The 19,257-nt window shown below is 60.7% G+C and carries 17 protein-coding genes; 6 read left to right on the top strand and 11 right to left on the bottom strand.

The window, feature by feature from the left end; translation table 11 throughout:
- Positions 1-13 precede the first annotated feature (13 nt).
- Entirely contained in the window at positions 14-1,288 is a 1,275-nt protein-coding gene (locus tag LY631_RS18055; protein WP_274426986.1) for a DNA recombination protein RmuC, read from the top strand.
- 188 nt (positions 1,289-1,476) lie between these two features.
- Here LY631_RS18055 and hisG read toward each other — a convergent pair whose 3' ends face one another.
- The 4 genes from hisG to LY631_RS18035 all read right to left on the bottom strand — a co-directional run bounded on the left by hisG (position 1,477) and on the right by LY631_RS18035 (position 6,900).
- Positions 1,477-2,178: an ATP phosphoribosyltransferase gene (gene hisG / locus LY631_RS18050; protein WP_274426985.1), complete on the bottom strand. Its 702-nt coding sequence runs from the start codon at positions 2,176-2,178 to the stop codon at positions 1,477-1,479.
- Complete coding sequence (locus LY631_RS18045; protein ID WP_274427047.1) at positions 2,175-3,296, bottom strand: ATP phosphoribosyltransferase regulatory subunit; 1,122 nt, start codon at positions 3,294-3,296, stop codon at positions 2,175-2,177. The genes hisG and LY631_RS18045 overlap by 4 nt, the downstream gene beginning before the upstream one ends.
- A 109-nt stretch (positions 3,297-3,405) precedes the next feature.
- Positions 3,406-4,992: a histidine--tRNA ligase gene (hisS, locus tag LY631_RS18040; RefSeq protein WP_274426984.1), complete on the bottom strand. Its 1,587-nt coding sequence runs from the start codon at positions 4,990-4,992 to the stop codon at positions 3,406-3,408.
- Between the two features lie 108 nt (positions 4,993-5,100).
- A complete protein-coding gene (locus tag LY631_RS18035) occupies positions 5,101-6,900 on the bottom strand; it encodes a TadE/TadG family type IV pilus assembly protein (protein WP_274426983.1) in 1,800 nt (599 codons plus the stop codon).
- A gap of 223 nt (positions 6,901-7,123) precedes the next feature.
- On the opposite strand from LY631_RS18035, the gene LY631_RS18030 reads away from it, so the two are divergent.
- Positions 7,124-7,981: a TIGR01459 family HAD-type hydrolase gene (locus LY631_RS18030; RefSeq protein WP_445082906.1), complete on the top strand. Its 858-nt coding sequence runs from the start codon at positions 7,124-7,126 to the stop codon at positions 7,979-7,981.
- Positions 7,982-7,990: 9 nt separating this feature from the next.
- Positions 7,991-8,977, top strand: coding sequence for a bifunctional riboflavin kinase/FAD synthetase (locus tag LY631_RS18025; protein ID WP_274426982.1), 987 nt, complete (start codon positions 7,991-7,993; stop codon positions 8,975-8,977).
- Between the two features lie 37 nt (positions 8,978-9,014).
- Here the strand turns inward: LY631_RS18025 and LY631_RS18020 are convergent, their stop codons facing one another.
- Complete coding sequence (locus LY631_RS18020) at positions 9,015-9,482, bottom strand: Lrp/AsnC family transcriptional regulator (protein WP_274426981.1); 468 nt, start codon at positions 9,480-9,482, stop codon at positions 9,015-9,017.
- Positions 9,483-9,610: 128 nt separating this feature from the next.
- On the opposite strand from LY631_RS18020, the gene hppD reads away from it, so the two are divergent.
- Positions 9,611-10,723 (top strand): 4-hydroxyphenylpyruvate dioxygenase, encoded by a 1,113-nt coding sequence (gene hppD, locus LY631_RS18015; RefSeq protein WP_274426980.1) that lies wholly within the window; start codon positions 9,611-9,613, stop codon positions 10,721-10,723.
- Positions 10,724-10,821: 98 nt separating this feature from the next.
- Positions 10,822-11,310: a RidA family protein gene (locus LY631_RS18010; protein ID WP_274426979.1), complete on the top strand. Its 489-nt coding sequence runs from the start codon at positions 10,822-10,824 to the stop codon at positions 11,308-11,310.
- Positions 11,311-11,383: 73 nt separating this feature from the next.
- On the opposite strand, the gene LY631_RS18005 is transcribed toward LY631_RS18010, so the two are convergent.
- Positions 11,384-12,400: a fumarylacetoacetate hydrolase family protein gene (locus tag LY631_RS18005; RefSeq protein WP_274426978.1), complete on the bottom strand. Its 1,017-nt coding sequence runs from the start codon at positions 12,398-12,400 to the stop codon at positions 11,384-11,386.
- 283 nt (positions 12,401-12,683) lie between these two features.
- Positions 12,684-13,994 carry a homogentisate 1,2-dioxygenase gene (gene hmgA / locus LY631_RS18000; RefSeq protein WP_274426977.1) on the bottom strand — a complete coding sequence of 437 codons (1,311 nt, stop codon included), beginning with the start codon at positions 13,992-13,994 and terminating at the stop codon, positions 12,684-12,686.
- Positions 13,995-14,004: 10 nt separating this feature from the next.
- Between hmgA and LY631_RS17995 the strand changes: the two genes are divergently transcribed.
- The gene (locus tag LY631_RS17995) at positions 14,005-14,604 is read left to right on the top strand and encodes a MarR family winged helix-turn-helix transcriptional regulator (protein ID WP_338000446.1); all 600 of its coding nucleotides are present in this window, start codon (positions 14,005-14,007) and stop codon (positions 14,602-14,604) included.
- On the opposite strand, the gene LY631_RS17990 is transcribed toward LY631_RS17995, so the two are convergent.
- The 4 genes from LY631_RS17990 to LY631_RS17975 all read right to left on the bottom strand — a co-directional run bounded on the left by LY631_RS17990 (position 14,537) and on the right by LY631_RS17975 (position 19,247).
- Positions 14,537-15,040 carry an HPP family protein gene (locus LY631_RS17990; protein WP_274426976.1) on the bottom strand — a complete coding sequence of 168 codons (504 nt, stop codon included), beginning with the start codon at positions 15,038-15,040 and terminating at the stop codon, positions 14,537-14,539. The genes LY631_RS17995 and LY631_RS17990 overlap by 68 nt on opposite strands.
- 326 nt (positions 15,041-15,366) lie before the next feature.
- The gene (gene tdh / locus LY631_RS17985) at positions 15,367-16,401 is read right to left on the bottom strand and encodes an L-threonine 3-dehydrogenase (protein ID WP_274426975.1); all 1,035 of its coding nucleotides are present in this window, start codon (positions 16,399-16,401) and stop codon (positions 15,367-15,369) included.
- Between the two features lie 185 nt (positions 16,402-16,586).
- On the bottom strand, positions 16,587-17,774 hold the full coding sequence (locus LY631_RS17980) for a glycine C-acetyltransferase (protein WP_274426974.1): 1,188 nt from the start codon (positions 17,772-17,774) through the stop codon (positions 16,587-16,589).
- A 270-nt stretch (positions 17,775-18,044) separates the two neighbouring features.
- Complete coding sequence (locus LY631_RS17975) at positions 18,045-19,247, bottom strand: acyl-CoA dehydrogenase (RefSeq protein WP_274426973.1); 1,203 nt, start codon at positions 19,245-19,247, stop codon at positions 18,045-18,047.
- Between the last annotated feature and the right edge of the window lie 10 nt (positions 19,248-19,257).

Raw genomic sequence — 19,257 nt, 5'->3', positions numbered from 1 at the left:
CTAGGGTGCGCGCATGAATGACGCTGCTTCACTCTTTTCATCGCCCGTGCTCCAGCTTGGCGCGACCACGATCTCGCTTGGCAATCTGCTGATTGCCGGGGGCGGGCTGTTCCTCCTCCTGCTCGCGCTCCTCGTGGTGGCGCTTTGGCGGGCAGGGCGCGCGCGCAGCGATTCCGCGGCGGAAGCCGCCGCGCGGGCCCGTGAGGCGGAAGCCCAACTGGCTGAGCTCGCCAGGGCACAGTCGGAGCTTCAGGGGCGGATGGGCTCCATCGCCGAGATCTTTGGTGCGCGCCAGGCGGAATTAACGAAAACCATTTCGGAGCGGCTGGATGGTATGAGTTCCCGCCTCGGACATTCTATCACCGAGCAGACCAAATCCACGCACGAGAATCTGGCCAAGCTTCAGGAGCGGTTGGCCGTGATCGACACGGCGCAAAACAACATACAATCGCTGGCCGGGCAGGTGGTGCAGCTTCAGCACATACTTTCCAACAAGCAGACGCGCGGCGCCTTCGGGCAATCGCGCATGGAAGCCATCATTGCCGACGGGCTGCCGCATACGGCCTATGAGTTTCAGGCCACCCTTTCCAACGGCAGTCGGCCCGATTGCGTGGTAAAGATGCCGAACGATGCGCCTTCGCTCGTGATCGACGCCAAATTTCCGCTGGAATCGTGGAACGCGATACGTGCCGCGGCGGAAAGCGAGGGGGGTGCCCAGGCAAGCAAGGCGGCCGAAACTTCGTTCCGACGCGATATAGAGGTGCATATTAAGGCAATTTCGGAAAAATATCTCATCAATGGCGAGACGCAGGACACGGCTTTCATGTTCGTGCCCTCCGAATCGATTTTCGCCGAGATCCACGAGAATTTCGAGGCGCTGGTCCAGCGCGCACACCGCGCCCGCGTCGTCATCGTCTCGCCTTCGCTTCTGATGCTGTCGATTCAGGTGATCCAGGCTGTCCTAAAGGACGCGCGTATGCGCGAGCAGGCGCATCTGATCCAGGGCGAGGTGACGAAGCTGATGCTTGATGTCGTGCGGCTGGACGATCGCGTGCGCAAGCTTCAGAACCATTTCCAGCAGGCGAACAAGGACATTGACCTGATCCTGACCTCTGCGGACAAGGTGACCAAGCGCGGCGAAAAGATCGAGGCGCTTGAGCTGGGTGCGGCAGAGGAGGAAGCGGAGAAGAATGCTTTGCCGAAAGCCGAGGGCGAGACGGACGAGACCCGGCGCGCCGCCGCGGCGAGCAGCTCGAGTTCGCTGCGCTTGCGCGTGGTGGATGAGTGAGTGCGATCGTCATCAACTTCTGCAGGAGCTGATGAGGCGTCAGGACGTTATCCTCCGGAACAGATCGGTAGCTATTCAGTAATAGCGACGCATGCCAGAGCGGTGACGAACGCACAAATGCTTCCGAACAACCACCCATACGCGCGTCACGAACTCCCTCAGACGCATGACGTGGGCGAGTAGTTCTCTCAGGCGCTCGTCCCGTCCAGCGCCGCCGCCATATCCTCGATCAGCTTCGCCTCTTCGTCCGGCCGCTCCCTCTTGGCCATCACCAGACAAGCCTGGGAGCGCAGGATAACACCATCGTCCAGGACACGCAGGTGATTGGCCTTGAGGGTCGAGCCGGTTGAGGTGATGTCCACGATAACATCAGCGGAGCCCGCAGCGGGGGCGCCCTCCGTCGCACCGAGGCTTTCGACAATGCGGTAGACCTGGATGCCGTGTTTCCGCGAGAAGAACTGCTGTGTCAGCCGCCCGTATTTGGTGGCAATCCTGAGGCGGCGCCCGTGTCGCTGGCGGAACTCAGCGGCAACGTCGTCGAGATCGGCCATGGTGAAGACGTCGAACCACACGTCCGGTACGGCGACAACCACATTGGCCCGACCGAAGCCGAGCCGGGCGGCAATCTCCACCTTCCGCTCCCAATCGGGTATCGTCTCGCGCACGAGATCTTCTCCCGTAACACCGAGATCGATGGTGCCCCGATCCAGCTCGCGGGCGATCTCCGAAGCCGACAGGAAGGCGATCTCAAGCCCGTCTATACCGTCCACCGCCGCGCGATAACTGCGGTCGTTCTCCGGCAGGCGAACGGGATAGCCCGCCCCTTGAAGACGCTCGATCGTCTTGTCCTTGAGCCGGCCTTTGGAGGGAAGCGCGAGCGTGACACTCATTCGGCCTGCTCCTTGAGTGCGGAGACACGGTCGAGCCAAACGGAAAAGCCCACGCCGGGAATAGGCTTTTCCGCGCCGAGCAGCGTGAGCAAGCGGTCGTAGCGCCCGCCACCCACCAGCGTTTGATCCATCCCCTCCGCGCCGATCTCGAAGATAAAACCAGTGTAGTAATCCAGCGGGCGACCGAAATGGGCGCTGTAGGAAATGCCGGAAAGCGGCACGTCCTGTTCCACGATGCGGGAGATCCGCTCGTTGAAGTTCTCCACGGCTTCATCGATGAATAGACCCGCCTCGCCCGCAAAGGCGGCAAGGCGCTCGCCAGCCTCGGCCAGCGGGGCCCGGATGGCAAGGAAGGACTTCAGCACGTCCAGCGCGGAGTCGGCCAGGCGCACGCTGCGCAGCTCGGCTTTCTCTATGAGACGGCGTGCAATTTCGCAGGGTTCCCGGCCGGCGGTGGCAGAGAGTCCCGCTGCCTCCATATCCTGCTGAATGCGGTCGGATAGCGCCGCCTCGTCCCCGCGGGCAACGAGGCTTGCGATCTCCCGCGGCAGGCGCGCTGCCGCCGGCGGGCTGGCGCATTCAGCGATCGCGGCGTCGAGCATCTCGGACGAACCGAAGGCGCGGGCGAGACGTTCCTGCCAGCCGCGCGGCAGCCCGAGCGCGGCCAGCACCGCCTCGAACACGGCCTGATCGCCCAGCGTGACGCGCAGGCCGCGGCCCGGCAGCACCCGCGCAAGAAGCGCATGAGCGTCGGCCAGCGAGCGTGCATCCGCGCCGGCCCGGTCGCCCGCGCCCAGATCCTCGATGCCGGCCTGGAAAAACTCCGCCCCACCTTCGCGTCGCTGGCGGAAGACTTCGCCGAGATAACCGTAGCGGCGCGGCGTGGTCGCCCGTGTTTCGATGTGGTCCCTGCAGACAGGAATGGTGAACTCGGGGCGAAGACAAAGGCTTTTGCCCGTCTCGCTCTCGGTCAGGAAAATACGACGGCGCAGATCCTCGCCCGCCATGTCGAGAAACGGATCGGCCGGCTGGATGATTGCGATGTCCGTCAGCGCCGCCTCGCGTTCTGCGAAGAGATCGAGGATTTCATTGGCAAAGGCGGGATAGCGCGTGGTCATGGACACTGCGGTCTGCTTCGTGCCGTAGGTACCGGTCTCCGGTCACACCGCCCTCTGTCTTGCGAAGGGGTGCCACCATTTCCGATAATGAGGACAGCGCAAAGCATCCCTATGTGTTCCGCTCCTCGGCCTGCGCCACAAGAACGCGTTTCACCGCCTCGACCAGCTCACCCTCGGGCACCGAGAACTGCGCGGGCCGGGCCTCGCGCCATGTAACATTGTCCTCGATCTCACCGGACAGCCGCTTGCCTTCCACGAGGTCCTTGATCTGCACTTCGCCCTTTTCGCGCTCGTCACCGCCCTGGATGACAACGCAAGGGGCGCCGCGCCTGTCGGCATATTTCATCTGCGCCTTCATGCCGGCGCCGCCGAGGTACATTTCCGCGCGGATGCCGGCCTGGCGCAGGTCGGAAACCATCTTTTGATAGCCGCCGAGGCTTTCCGTGTCCTTGTCCATGACAAGGACCACGACCGGCGCGACGGCCTCTGCCGTTTCCAGCTTGCCGAGATTCTTGAGCGCTGTCATCAGGCGCGAAACGCCGATGGAAAAGCCCGTCGCCGGCACCGGCTCGCCGCGAAAGCGCGAGACCAGCCCGTCATAACGCCCGCCGCCGCCGACGGAGCCGAACTGGACAGTCTCGCCCTTTTCGTTGGTGACGGGGAAGGTGAGCTCTGCTTCGAAGACGGGGCCGGTGTAGTATTCGAGACCGCGGACGACGGAAGGGTCGATTTTAACGCGACCGCCATAGCCGGAAGCCACTACTAGTTTTGCAATCGTCCTTAGCTCTTCAATACCTTGGCACGCTATATCATTTCCATGGAACCAACGCTCAAGTAGGTCGAATTCATCGAAGTGTTCTCCTTTCCCAACATCAATGACGATCTCATCCACCTCAATCCTTGCTGGGCCTGTCATGAAGCGAAAGGTGCCATTGTCCTCGGTTAGAGTTGCTTCGATAAAGTCGTCGGCAACCAGCCTACGAATGAGTCGAATATCTTCTTCTTCTAATCCTGCGCCCTTTGTAAAATCACCGCTCTCATCCATTCGGCCAGGGCCAAGCAGCTTCTCTATTTCCTCCCACGGAAACTTGTCTGCTTTGTCGATAGCGCGAAGAACCGTCAGCTTCTTGGCGTCATCCTGAAGCTTTATAGACGCTAGCACCCCATCCAGCACCTTCCGGTTGTTCACGCGGATCACATAATCCCCGCGCTTAATCCCCAGCGCCTCCATCACATCGGCCATCATCATGCACATCTCGGCATCTGCGGCGACGCCGGGGGTGCCGACCGTATCGGCGTCGACCTGCATGAACTGGCGAAAGCGGCCGGGGCCCGGCTTCTCGTTGCGGAAGACCCAGCCGGCGCGATAGCTGCGGTACGGCTTCGGCAGGCGCTCGAAATTCTCGGCCACGAAGCGGGCGAGCGGTGCGGTCAGGTCATAGCGCAGCGATAGCCACTGCTCGTCCTCGTCCTGGAAGGAAAAGACGCCCTCATTCGGCCGGTCCTGATCGGGCAGGAACTTGCCAAGTGCATCGGTATATTCGATCAGCGGTGTCTCCACCGGCTCGAAGCCGTAAAGCTCGTAGACCTCGCGAATCTTCCTGACCATCTCGTCGACGGCGCGGATATCGGGCGCATGGCGGTCGACAAGCCCGCGCGGGAGCCGTGCCTTCACCTTGTCTGCCTTTCCAGCCATTCTGAAAATCCGCCTTTGAATATGGAGAAACCGCGCCCTTTGCCGAGCGCGGCTGTCCTAGCCGATAAGGATGGGAGCGGCAAGGGCGGCGTGCCCGCCCGCGCCCCATCAACTCACCAGGCGCAGGTTCGACAGCTCGTCGGCGATCTCCTTGAACGTCTCGGAAAGCTCGTCGCCCCTGGTATTCCAGAAGAGCTTGATTGCGTTGCCATTGCCGTCGGTCCGGAAGCGGGACTCGGACGCGCATTCTTCCAGCGCCTCGATCTGTTCGCGCTCGTCGCGCTTGTTGCGATCGAGATCCAGCGACACCGTCATCAGGATCACGTTCTCGTCCTTGGCGGTCTGGCATAGCTCCAGCATGTGTTCGTTCATCGCCTCCGAATAGCGGCCATTGTTAAAGCCGCTGACCCGTGTGCCGGCGAAAATGCGCCGCTCATGCGCATAGCCATAGGCGCTGTAGATCGACCTGTTCTCGGCCAAATCGTTGCCGCCGCTCTGCCAGCCCGACCCTGAATATTCTTCCGCCCGTATGCTTTCAGGCGTGTAATAGGTATTCGCGCCGTCGGTCAGAACAATCACGACCTTGTCGTTGCCCTTGTTGTTATCGTCTCGGCCTTCGGTGAACGGAACTGCGCTGGAAATGACGTGCCAGCCCCACTCGATGCCTTGGGGAACATTGGTGGAACCGAGCGGCCACATCGCATCAATTGCAGCTTTAATAGCCTCCAGACCGTCCGCTTCGGTGACATCGGTCAGTGGCGTTATCGGCGCGGTGGTGCAGCTTAGATTGGGACCTTTTCCCACTTCCCTAGCGGCACTGGCGGCTTGCTCATTGAAGTATTTGGGCATGTATTCCTGCCGCTCGCGCGAACTAGGTCTGTCACTTTCATTGATCTTATCCGCCAGCCAGTTGTTGTTAGCCGGCCTGTTGCCATCTTTCTTATCAGTTTCATCCGGAGCAAACATCGGCACGAAGAGCGTGACGGGATCGCTCCTTGTGGGTACCGTGCCTTCCACATTGTGCGGATAAGGACGGGCTTCGACACATCCTCCCCAACGGATGTGATGTTGGTTGTCGAAGAGCGTAAAGCGCGTGACTTTTTCGCCTTCCTCCCGGTTCCAGGCGCGGCCGTTTTTTCTATAGATGCCCATGTCGTCCTGCTCGACACCCTTGTTTTTGTTCCACCCCTTCATGGTTGTCCATTCGAAATTCTCGTGATGGACCGGGGACAACCCGTCCGTATCCATCCACCAAGCATCTGCATATTGCGGCCCGATATTGACCGATGCTGCGAAGGGTACCAAGCCGAACTGCACTGGCTTATCGATTTGCTGAATCAGCCCCGCTTGGCCGGCAAGAGTCTCAACGAGCTGCTTGGAGGCGTCTTTCAGCAGATCGATGCGCTTGCTGCCTGAACCAAACCCCCGATAGTCCATCGAGCCCGAGTTATCCAGCACGAGGGCCACTTCGAGCGTGTTCTTCAGGCGGACCTCGCTGCAGATCGAATAGTGGATGGTCGTGTCCCCGTCATCGCCGCTGAGCATTTTGACGGCCGGCCAGAAATAGGGCGGGTATTTCAGGTCCGCGCAGGTCTTCAGCGTGCCGCCGCCGCCGCTACCGGTGGGTAAAGTGACGGAGACTTGCGGATCGGCCGTGTCGGACGGCTTGAAGTTGGCCTCGAAGTAATCCTGCGCGAATGTGCGCACCTGGCTTTCCGCAGTGCCGTCAAGATAGCTCAGCGCGATGGCGAGGCTGGTCGCGTCGAGCGCGTTTTGCGCCACCTGGCGTTGACGGCTCACTTCGCTGTAGTCGACGGCGATCGTAACCGCCCCCAGAATGGGTAACATCGCCAGCGCGGTGATTATTGCGTAGTTGCCGCGTTGGTCTCTGGCGAATTTGAGAAACATCGACCTTCCCCCGCTTTGTCTTTTGCGAGGGATGATTCCAGCCAATTCGGCAAAGACTTTCTTAAAAATGCATGAGAACTGTCCCGACTGGTTCATGAAGTCTTAACCCGCCGATGGTGCTTGCCCGAAAGCGGGTGACAGCTTGCGACCGATAGGCTAGAGCACCGGCGTTCCCATGCCGGCGTCGTGTTCCGGCCTCTTCAACACGGTCCAGAGAGTTTCCATGTCGCAACCGCAGATGATTGACCGCCTCGATTCGCTCTCCGAGCGTTATTCCGCAATTCTGTGCGATGTCTGGGGCGTTGTTCATAATGGCGTGAATGCTTTCGGGGAAGCAAGCGAGGCGCTTCGGCGCATGCGCCGGCAGGGCAAGGCGGTCGTGCTCATCACCAATGCGCCGAGGCCGCACGAATCCGTGGAGGAGCAGTTGCGCCGCCTGGACGTGCCGGACGATGCCTGGGATGCGGTGGTGACCTCCGGCGACGTGACGCGCGAGCTGGTGCGCGAGGCGCCGCGACGGATTTTCCACATCGGCCCGGAAAGAGACATGATCCTCTATGACGGGCTCGATATCGAATTGGTTGAGGATTTCGAGGCCGGTGCCGTGGTCTGCACCGGGCTCTACGACGACGAAACGGAGACGCCGGAGGATTATGCGGAGTTGTTACAGCGCCTGCGGGCGCGCGATCTTGCCATGATTTGCGCCAATCCGGACATAGTGGTCGAGCGCGGCGACCGGATGATCTTTTGTGCCGGGGCGCTCGCGCGCGACTATGGCCTTCTCGGCGGGCGCACGCTGATTGCGGGCAAGCCGCACCACCCGATCTATGAGGCCGCGCTTGAAGCCGCCGGAAAGGCGCTCGGGCGCGATGTGAAGCCTGAAGAGGCGCTGGCGATCGGCGATGGTGTTCTGACCGATGTGAAAGGCGCGGACGCAGCCGGTATCAACGTGCTTTTCGTCACGGAAGGGATTCACCACATAGAATACGCCGGTAACGGCGGGCCCGATCCGCAGCGTCTCGCGACATTCCTCGAGAAACACGGCCACCGCCCGGTGGCGGCGATCCAGAAATTGCGTTAGAGGCGAAGTGTGCGTGAGTTTGTTCGAAATGCCGGAGTGGAGAATCTTCCGGACACCCTGCGCGGGGGCGTCGTAGCTATCGGCAATTTCGATGGAGTTCACCGCGGCCATCAGACCGTGCTTCAACATGCGCTGGAGAGCGCGTACAAGCACAAGAGGCCGCCGGTAGTGCTGACTTTCGAGCCGCACCCCCGCAGCGTTTTCCGGCCAGACATCCCGCTTTTCCGCCTCACGCCGGCGCCGATGAAGGCGCGCCTGTTCGAGGCGATGGGCTTTGACGGCGTGGTGGAGCAGCCTTTTACGCGAGAATTCTCGCAGCTTTCGCCTGAGGCGTTCGTTCACGCGATGCTGATTGATGGGCTGGGCGCGGCGGAGGCCGTAACCGGTTTCGATTTCCATTACGGAAAGGGCCGCGCGGGCACACCAGAGACACTCAAGCAGGCGGGCGAGCGCTACCGGTTCGACGTTACGAGGGTGGACGCTTTTTCAGATGAGGGCGGTGAGGTGGTGTCCTCCAGCCGCATCCGTGCGCTGCTTTCGCAAGGCAAGGCGGCGGAGGCCGCCGGTCTGCTCGGCTATCGCTACACCGTCGCGGGCGAGGTGAAGAACGGCAAAAAGCTCGGCCGGACACTGGGGTACCCCACCGCGAACATGGTTTTACCGGAAGGGACAGACCTGCTTCACGGCATTTATGCCGTGCGCTTCCGCCGTGCGAACGGCACCATTCATGACGGTGTTGCGAGTTTCGGCCGCCGCCCGACCGTGGAAGACGAAGGGGCGCCACTGCTGGAGACGTTCGTTTTCGACCTGGACGCTGATCTTTACGGCGAAACCTGCGCTGTCTCGCTTTTTGGTCTGCTACGTGGCGAGGAAAAGTTCGACAGCCTGGACGCTCTTGTAGCGAGGATGAAGCAGGACGAGGCCGAGGCCCGCGCACTGCTTTCCGATGTGCGGCCGCTTTCGGAGCTTGACCGGTGCATCGCCTTTTCAACCTGAAAGGCGCGGCGTAGAAAGTAACCGTAAAGCTGCGTCGTTACAGCGGCAATGCCGACGTCTCCTTCAGCGTTTGCAAGACAATGGCCGTTTTCACGTGCTGCACGGATTCGTGCGGCAGGAGTACGTTGTTGACGAAGTCCGACAGGGATTTGAGGTCGGGTGTGACGACCTTGAGCACGTAGTCCATTTCACCCGTCAGCGCATGCGCCTCCTGCACCTCGGGCAAATGCGCGAGAAGGTCGGCGAAGCGGCGCGCGTTGTTCGGGTTATGCGTCGCGAGCGTGACGGTGATGACATTGACCAGCGGAAAGCCGAGCCGCTCTCTGTCCAGAACAGCGCAGTAGCCACCGATCAGCCCTTCCTCTTCCAACCTCTGGCGCCGGCGCGAGCACTGCGAGGGTGACAGGTTCACCCGTTCCGACAGGTCGTTGTTCGTCAGCCTCCCATCTCGCTGGAGGAGAGACATGATCTTGCGATCAAATTGATCGATCTGCGCGTCATTCATGCCCTGTTATCCTTTCGCGCACACTTCATGCGCTAGTGGTGCATATCACGATCGAGAATGCAAGCCGCTTGCGCTTACTCGGGGCTAGAATATGCCCAGATTCGGATTCCCACATACAGGAGGAGACGATGGGTCCCTTTCCGCATGATGCGCCGCCACCCGAGATCGGCCCCGAAAACCCGGCGGGCACGGACGGTTTCGAGTTCGTGGAGTTCGCCCATCCCGAGCCCGAGAAGCTTTCGGAGCTTTTCACCAGGATGGGATATGTCGAGGTCGCCCGGCACAAGGCCAAGAAGATTTCCGTCTGGCGGCAGGGCGACATCAACTACATCGTGAATGCCGAGCCGGGCAGCCACGCCATGCGCTTCGTCGACGAGCACGGTCCGTGCGCGCCTTCCATGGCCTGGCGGGTCGTCGATGCGAAACATGCTTTCGAGCATGCGGTCTCCAAGGGCGCGACACCCTATGAGGGCAATGACAAGACGCTCGACGTGCCGGCCATTGTCGGCATCGGCGGCTCGCTGCTCTATTTCGTCGAGACCTATGGCGAAAAGGGTTCGGCCTATGATGCCGAGTTCGATTGGCTCGGCGAGCGCGATCCGAAGCCCGAGGGCGTCGGCTTCTATTATCTCGACCACCTGACCCACAATGTCTATCGCGGCAATATGGACAAGTGGTGGGATTTCTACCGCGATCTCTTCGGCTTTAAGCAGATCCACTTCTTCGACATCGACGGCCGCATCACCGGTCTCGTCAGCCGCGCCATAACCTCACCTTGTGGCAAGATCAGGATCCCGCTGAACGAGTCCAAGGACGACACCAGCCAGATCACGGAATATCTGAAGAAGTACAAGGGCGAAGGCATCCAGCACATCGCGGTCGGCACGGAAGGGATCTACGACGCCACAGACAGGCTGGCCGATAATGGACTGAAATTCATGCCTGCCCCGCCCGACACCTATTACGAAAAGTCTCATGCCCGTGTGGAGGGGCATGACGAGCCCATCGAACGCATGAAGAAACACGGCATTCTGATCGACGGCGAAGGCGTGGTGAATGGCGGGATGACCAAGATCCTGCTGCAAATCTTTTCCAAGACGGTCATCGGCCCGATCTTCTTCGAATTCATCCAGAGGAAGGGCGATGAAGGTTTCGGGGAGGGCAACTTCCGCGCGCTCTTCGAGTCCATCGAGGAGGATCAGATCCGCCGCGGCGTCATCAAGGTGGATGCGGCGGAGTAGCGTCTCTGGCCGAATCGGATTTCAGCAATATGTACCCGGGAGGTCGCGGTTCAACGCGGCCTCTTCTCATTCGTTGATCTCATAACGGGGATAGAGCCATGTTTCGTTTCGCCAGCCTTCTGTCCGGTGCCCTGCTTCTCGCCGGCACCGCCTACGCCGATGTCGTCCGTCATCCGATACCCAACTCCGACTTCCCGATTGCGCGTGCTGTTGAGGTGCCGGACGATGCCACGACGGTCTATCTGAGCGGCGCGGTGCCAAGCGTCGTCAACGAGGATGCGGAGGAGACTTCCGTGGATGCCTATGGCGACATGGCGGAGCAGACCCGCAGCGTGTTCCAGTCCATAGAGCAGACACTTCAGGACATGGAAATGGCCATAGGCGATATCGTCAAGCTGCAGGTCTTCCTTGTCGGCCAGGATGGCGAGCCGATGGATTTTTCGGGCTTCATGGAGGGCTATACCGAGTTCTTCGGCACGGATGACCAGCCGAACCTGCCGGCGCGTTCGGTCTTTGAGGTGGCGGGGCTCGCCAATCCGGGCTGGCTGGTCGAGATTGAGGCCATCGCAGTGCGCGAAGACGACTGACATTTCGTTAGAAAACCGGCGGCGCGGTCAGGCGCCGCCGGTTTTGCAGAGTTGAGGCAGGCTTCTGCCAGCCTCAACGGCCTTCGTATTTCTCCACCGCTTGTTCAATGGCGCCGAAAATAGAGTGGCCGGCCTCGTCCTTCATCTCGATGCGCACAGTATCGCCGAAGCGCATGAACGGTGTCTTCGCCGCGCCGGTATCGATCGTCTCGATCATGCGGATTTCGGCGATGCAGGAATAGCCGACTCCGCCCTCGCTCACCGGCTTGCCCGGACCGCCCTCGAGCTTGTTCGAGACCGTGCCGGAGCCGACAATCGAGCCCGCACAGAGCGGCCGCGTCTTTGCCGCATGGGCGACGAGCGTGGGGAAATCGAAGGTCATGTCGACGCCCGCCTCGGCCCGGCCGAAGGGCTCGCCATTGTAATCGACCACCAGCGGCAGGTGAAGTTTCCCGCCATCCCAAGTATCACCCAATTCATCCGGCGTAACAGCGACGGGCGAGAAGGCGGAGGATGGCTTTGACTGGAAAAAACCGAAGCCCTTGCCGAGCTCGGCGGGAATAAGTCCGCGCAGCGACACATCATTGACCAACATGATCAGCCGGATCGCCTCGCGCGCCTCATCGAGGCTGGCGCCCATCGGAACATCGTCGACGATGACGGCCACCTCGCCCTCGAAATCTATGCCCCACGCCTCGTCGGCCATTTGGATGGGCGCGCGGGGGGCGAGGAAGCTGTCGGAGCCGCCCTGATACATCAGCGGATCGGTCCAGAAGCTTTCCGGCATCTCGGCACCGCGTGCCTTCCGCACCAGCTCGACATGGTTCACATAGGCCGAGCCGTCCGCCCACTGGTAAGCGCGGGGGAGCGGTGAGAGGGCATCATGCTCGTGGAAGCGTTCGGCCGGCACCGAGCCATGCTCAAGGCTTTCGGCTAGCGCCGACAGATGCGGTGCGACGCGCGCCCAGTCATCCAGCGCCGCCTGCAGCGTGGGGGCGAGGAAAGAGGCATCCGTATAGCGGGTGAGGTCGCTGGAGACGACCACCAGCTTTCCGTCGCGTGTTCCGTTGTTCAGCGTTGCGAGTTTCAAGGGGCGTTCCTCTCTATCAGTCTCGAATGACGTGGCGGTGCGTAATGCCCCTCTCTTGCGATTTCTAAGGGCTTAGCTTCGCTAAACCCAAGAAGTCGCTTTCTCTCCCACAAGGGGGGAGAGAAGGGCGTTCGACCGCACCGTTCAGCAAGTCACCCCAATTTGCAGATTGGTGAGACATCGGTGCAAGCGATATCTCCCCCTTGGCGGGGGAGAAAGCAAATTCTTAGGTTTAGCAAAGCTAAGCCTTAGAATTTGCAAGAGAGGGGGTCTGCTCTGCGGATCAACTCCAGTCGCCTTCCGGCGTGCCATTGAAGCGTTTTTTCAGATCCTTCCAGCAATCGATATAGTTGTCCTGCCGGGTCTCTGTTTCCGCCGCAAAACGGGTCAGTTGCTGGGGAAAGCGCGTTTCGAACATGAAGGCCAGGGTCTCCTCGAGCTTTACAGGCTTCAACTCCGCTTTCGTCGCCTTGTCGTAGCCATGCGCATCCGGCCCGTGTGGCAGCATCATATTGTGCAGTGAGATGCCGCCCGGCACGAAGCCCTCTTCCTTCGCATCGTACTGGCCTTTGATGAGCCCCATGAACTCGCTCATGATGTTGCGGTGATACCAGGGTGGGCGGAAGGTGTGCTCGGCCACCAGCCAGCGCGGCGGGAAGATGACAAAATCAACGTTCGCCGTGCCTTCCTCTCCGCTGGGCGCGGTCAGCACGGTGAAAATCGACGGATCGGGGTGATCGAACAGAATCGCGCCCACCGGCGAGAAGGTGGATAGATCGTATTTGTAGGGCGCATAGTTGCCGTGCCAGGCCACCACGTCGAGCGGCGAATGGTCGATCTCGGTGCGGTAGAAGCGACCGCACCATTTCACGAACAGCCGGCAGGTCGTCTCCTTGTCCTCGTACCACGCCTCCGGCGTCTTGAAGTCGCGCGGATTGGCAAGGCAGTTGGCGCCGATCGGACCGCGATCGGGCAGGGTGAACTTGGCGCCGTAGTTCTCGCAGATATAGCCGCGAACCGGGCCGTCCATCTCGACCTTGAAGATCATGCCGCGCGGGACGATGCAGATCTCCCCGGGTGTGACCTCCATCACGCCCATTTCCGTCATCACGCGGATGTCGCCTTCCTGCGGCACGATCAGAAGCTCGCCATCGGCATTGAAGAAATAGTCATCCGCCATGGAGGTGTTGGCGGTATAGACATGGGCGGCCATGCCGACCTGAGTCTGCGCGTCGCCGGAGGTTGTCATGGTGCGGATGCCGGAGAGGAAATCGGTCTCCTCGTTGGGCATCGGCGTGGGGTCCCAGCGAAGCTGGCCGATCGGCAGTTCGTGATCGTCCAGATTGGGTGCCGTCTTCCAGCTTTCAAAGGAGGTCGGCTTGAACCGGCCGGTGTGCTTCACGCTGGGGCGGATGCGGTAGAGCCAGGAGCGCTCATTGGTGCCGCGCGGGGCGGTGAAGGGCGAGCCGGAAAGCTGCTCCGCGTAGAGGCCGTAAGCAGGGCGCTGCGGTGAATTCTGTCCCTGAGGCAGCGCGCCGGGAAGGCTCTCCGTCTCGAAATCATTGCCGAAACCGGGCATGTAGCGAAAGGTCATGTCTCACTCCGTGATCGCGGGATTGACCAAGATGGTTTCATTTGTAACGGTTGGGAATGTAACTATCAAACGCGTTGCGAGTGATATAATGGCAAGCGAGATTCTGGTTCTCGAAGATTTTCTGCCTTACCGACTGAACCGGCTGGCGGACGCAATCAGCCGCGATTTTTCTAAGATCTATCGCGACCGTTATGGTTTGAACCGCCCCGAATGGCGTACTCTGGCCACGCTCGGCCAATACGGAACGATGACGGCGACAGAAATCGGCGCGCACTCGGCGATGCACAAGACCAAGGTTTCCCGAGCGGTCGTGGCACTGGCGAAGCGGGGCTGGCTCAAGCGCGAAGCGGATCCATCAGATCGCCGCGTCGAGCATCTGACACTGACAAGAAATGGCATCAGCGCCTATCGTGCACTTGTGCCTTTGGCCAGCGCCTATGGAGAGAAACTCCTGGCGGCACTGGCGCCAGAAGATCAGGCAAAGCTTTCCGAGGGCCTGCGCGCGCTGGAACAGGCCCTCAGCGGCAAATGCAATCGGCTCGTCAGTCGATCCGCACGGGATACTGCTTCCGCGGCGGCAACCAATGGTGCAAAAGCGCAAGCGAAATAAGGCTGATGCAGCCAATCAACACGACAACAAACAGGTTCGGCCCTTGAAAAGGAGAAGCCATCGCGACCAGCGGCAACGCACCTGCCGGTGGATGGGTCACACGCAGCATCAGCATCAGCGCTATGGCAATGCCGACCGCTAAGGCAGCCGCCAACCAGGACGCCGGGAAAAGCGCCATTGCGCCAGCCCCCACAAAGGCTGCGACCAGATAGCCGCCAAAAATATTCATAGGCTGGGCAAGCGGGCTTGCCGGCTGACCGAACAGAAGTACAGCTGTCGCTCCGAGTGGAGCTATCAGTAGCGGAAGCCCCGTCAAGGTGGACAAGCCGCCGACAAGCGCCATGCCAACCATGGCGCCGGAACCGGATTTCACATGGGAGATGAATGTCCCTCGCGGCTCATGTCTGGCGGTGAAAGGTCTGATGTGGCGGCGCATTGTGCAAACTGGTCCCCTCGGAAACATGTCGATAGCAAGGGAGGGCGACACCCGGCAATAAACCGGGTTCGAGATATGTCGGCGAAAGCGGAATTGTTTTCTCCTACAGCATCGACCCGAAAAATCGGGTTCGATTTTCGGAAAGCACGATGTGTAGTTTCTAAGATGTAGAGCATCCGTCGTGCGCCCAATTGGACGCAAGACGCTCCTATGGGTACCGGGATATCGGGCGAATTTTGTCACCGGCCGCGATAAAACACACAGGCAGTTTGAGCCGGTGAACAGCAAGGATGACAGCGCAAAATTCGCGCGCAGTCCTGCACTTCCTACCAATCCATCACGACCTTGCCGGCCTCGCCGGTCCGCATCGCATCGAAGCCCTCGCGGAAATCGTCCGCCCCGATCCGGTGGGTGATTAGCCCGGAGACATCGAGCGGACCCTGCACGAGCGCGATCATCTTGTACCAGGTCTCGAACATTTCGCGGCCATAGATGCCCTTCAGATGCAGCATTTTGAAGATGACCTTGTTCCAGTCGATCTCAAAGCCGGTCGGCGCGATGCCGAGAATGGCGATTTTGCCGCCATTGTTCATGGCGTCGATCATGTCGCGGAAGGCTGGCGCCGCGCCGGACATTTCCAGCCCGATGTCAAAGCCTTCCGTCATTCCAAGGCGCTGCATGACGTCGGGGAGCTTTTCTTCCGCTGCATTGACGGTGTTCTGAACGCCGAGCTTTTTGGCCAGTTCCAGGCGGCCCGGATTGATGTCCGTGATGACAACTTTGCGCGCGCCGACGCATTGCGCCACCAGCGCACCCATAATGCCGATGGGCCCGGCACCGGTTACCAGAACATCCTCGCCTACCAGGTCGAAGGAGAGGGCCGTGTGAACCGCGTTGCCCAGCGGATCGAAAATCGCGGCAATCTCGTCGGGCACGTCGTCGGGGATCGCCACGACATTGTGCTGCGGCAGGGCGAGATATTCGGCGAAGGCGCCGGGGCGCTGGACGCCGACACCCAGCGTGTTGCGGCAAAGGTGCCCGCGCCCGGCACGGCAATTGCGGCAATGGCCGCAGACGATGTGCCCCTCGCCGGAGACGCGCTGGCCGACGCGGTATTCGCTGACAGCCGAGCCGACATCTCTCACCTCGCCGACGAATTCATGGCCCGTGACGAGCGGCACGGGCACGGTCTTCTGCGCCCACTCGTCCCAGTTCCAGATGTGAACGTCGGTGCCGCAGATCGCGGTCTTCCTGACCTTGATGAGCACGTCGTTGGGGCCGATCTCGGGCAGCGGCACGCGCTCCATCCAGAGGCCTTCCTCCGGCTTTGCCTTCACCAGCGCTTTCATCATGTTGGACATGTCGTTTCCTATGCTGCCAAAGATGCAGGAAAGCACCCCACTCCGTCTTGCTTTGCAAGCCACCTCTCCCCCCGGCCGGGGGGAGAGGAAGGGCGCGCTAACGTGTCGACCAGTGCTTCCTCTCCCCCGTCGACCGGGGGAGAGGTGGTCCGCGAAGCGGATCGGAGTGGGGTCGATCCCACACATCATCCAATTAACCTTAATTCCCGCCCTACGCTCACAAACGCCTCCACAGCGCGGTCGATGTCCTCCGGCGAATGGGCCGCAGACATCTGCGTGCGGATGCGCGCCGCGCCTTTGGGCACAACGGGGAACGAAAAGCCGATCACATAAATGCCGTGGTCGAGCAGCCGGTCCGCCATTTGCGAGGCCAGCGAAGCATCGCCGACCATAACCGGAATAATCGGATGGCCGCTGCCTGCGAGCGTAAAGCCCGCCTTGGTCATTTCCTCGCGGAAGCGCTCTGCATTCTGATAAAGACGCCGGCGCAGATCGTCGCCGTTTTCGATCAGATCGAAAACCTTGAGCGATGTGGCCGCGATGACCGGAGCGAGCGTGTTGGAGAAAAGGTAGGGGCGCGAGCGCTGGCGCAGCCACTCGACCACCTCTTTCTTCGCGCTCGTATAGCCGCCCGACGCGCCGCCCAGCGCCTTGCCGAGCGTGCCGGTGACAATATCCACGCGGCCCTCAACGCGGCAGGCTTCCGGCGTGCCGCGGCCATGTTCGCCGACGAAGCCGATGGCATGGCTGTCGTCCACCATCACCATGGCATCATATTTCTCGGCCAGATCGCAGATCGCCGGTAGGTTGGCGATAATGCCGTCCATGGAGAACACGCCATCCGTGGCGATCAGCCGAAAACGCGCGTCGGCGGCCTCCTTCAAGCGCTCTTCCAGTTCGCCCATGTCATTGTTGGCGTAGCGATAGCGCCGCGCCTTGCACAGGCGCACACCGTCGATGATCGAGGCATGATTGAGCGCGTCGGATATGATCGCGTCTTCCGGGCCGAGCAGGGTTTCAAACAGGCCGGTGTTTGCGTCGAAACAGGAGGAGTAGAGGATCGTATCCTCGAAGCCGAGGAAATCGGAAATGCGCTTTTCGAGTTGCTTGTGTTCTTCCTGTGTGCCGCAGATGAAGCGCACCGAAGCCATGCCGTAGCCATAGCGGTCGAGCGCTCCCTTAGCGGTTTCGCGCAGTTCCTCATTGTCGGCGAGTCCGAGATAATTGTTGGCGCAGAAGTTTAGAACCGTTTTGCCGTCGCTCTCGATTTCAGCGGACTGCATGGAGGTGATGACGCGCTCGGACTTGTAAAGGCCGGATTGTTTCAAGCCCTCGATCTCGGTGGAGAGGTGTTTCAAGAAGGAAGCGGTCATTTGAACCTCGTTATATAAGCGGCGCGAGAGCCCTCTCTTGCGATTTCTAGTACCTAGCCATTGGTGAAGTGTTGAATCGCTTTCTCCCCCAAGGGGGGAGATATCGCTTTCATCAACGCTTCCGCCAATCTCCAGCATGGCGATTTGCGGAGGGAAGTGCAGGACAACTCCTCCCCCTTGGCGGCGGAGAAAGCAAATTCTTGGGTTGGCGCAGCCAAGCCCTTGGAATTTGCAAGAGAGGGGGCCCAGCACCATCCAAATTGGCCTGCCTTAGAAAAACGCCTGCAGCCCGGTCTGCGCCCTTCCGAGGATCAGCGCATGCACGTCATGCGTACCCTCATAGGTATTCACGGTCTCCAGGTTCTGCGCGTGGCGCATCACGTGATATTCTATCTGGATACCGTTGCCGCCGTGCATGTCGCGTGCCTGCCGGGCGATATCAAGAGCCTTGCCGCAATTATTGCGCTTGACGAGCGAGATCATCTCCGGGGCCATCTTCCCTTCGTCGAACAGGCGGCCGACGCGCAGGCTCCCCTGAAGTCCCAGCGCGATCTCCGTCTGCATGTCGGCGAGTTTTTTCTGGAAAAGCTGGGTCTGGGCGAGCGGCCGGTCGAACTGCTTGCGATCCAGGCCGTAATTGCGGGCGCGGAACCAGCAATCCTCCGCCGCGCCCATGACGCCCCAGGAGATGCCGTAACGGGCGCGGTTGAGGCAGCCGAAAGGCCCTTTCAGCCCGGAAACATTGGGCAGAAGCGCGTCCTCGGAGACCTCAACACCGTCCATGACGATCTCGCCGGTGATCGAAGCGCGCAGCGAAAGCTTGCCGCCGATTTTCGGAGCGGAGAGGCCCTTCATGCCCTTTTCCAGCACGAAGCCGCGAATCTTGTTGTCATGGGCGGCGGACTTCGCCCAGACGACGAAGACATCGGCGATGGGCGAGTTGGAGATCCACATCTTGGAGCCGGTGAGCCGATAGCCACCGTCAATCTTCTCCGCGCGGGTCTTCATGCCGCCGGGATCGGAGCCCGCATCCGGCTCCGTCAGGCCGAAGCAGCCGATCCACTCGCCGCTCGCGAGCTTGGGCAGATATTTCTTGCGCTGCTCCTCGGAGCCATAGGCATGGATCGGGTACATGACGAGGGAGGACTGCACGCTCATCATGGAGCGATAGCCGGAATCGATGCGCTCGACCTCGCGGGCAACCAGGCCATAAGACACATACCCGGCGCCAACGCCGCCATATTCCTCCGGAATTGTGACGCCGAGCAGGCCGGACTCGCCCATCTCGCGGAAGATTTCCGGATCGCTTTCCTCATTCATATAGGCGTGCTCGATGCGGGGGGCGAGCTTGTCGGCGGCGAAGCTTGCCGCCGCATCGCGGATCATCCGCTCCTCTTCGGAAAGCTGGTCTTCGAAAAGAAACGGGTCATCCCATTTGAAGGACGCGGCTGCGGCAGCGGGTTTGTCCTGCATGTTCATTCTT

This window comes from Chelativorans sp. YIM 93263 (genome assembly GCF_028767125.1).
GTDB lineage: Bacteria > Pseudomonadota > Alphaproteobacteria > Rhizobiales > Rhizobiaceae > Chelativorans.
The sequence above is the reverse complement of the archived record's forward strand: the minus strand, read 5'-3'. Positions and strand labels throughout refer to the sequence as shown.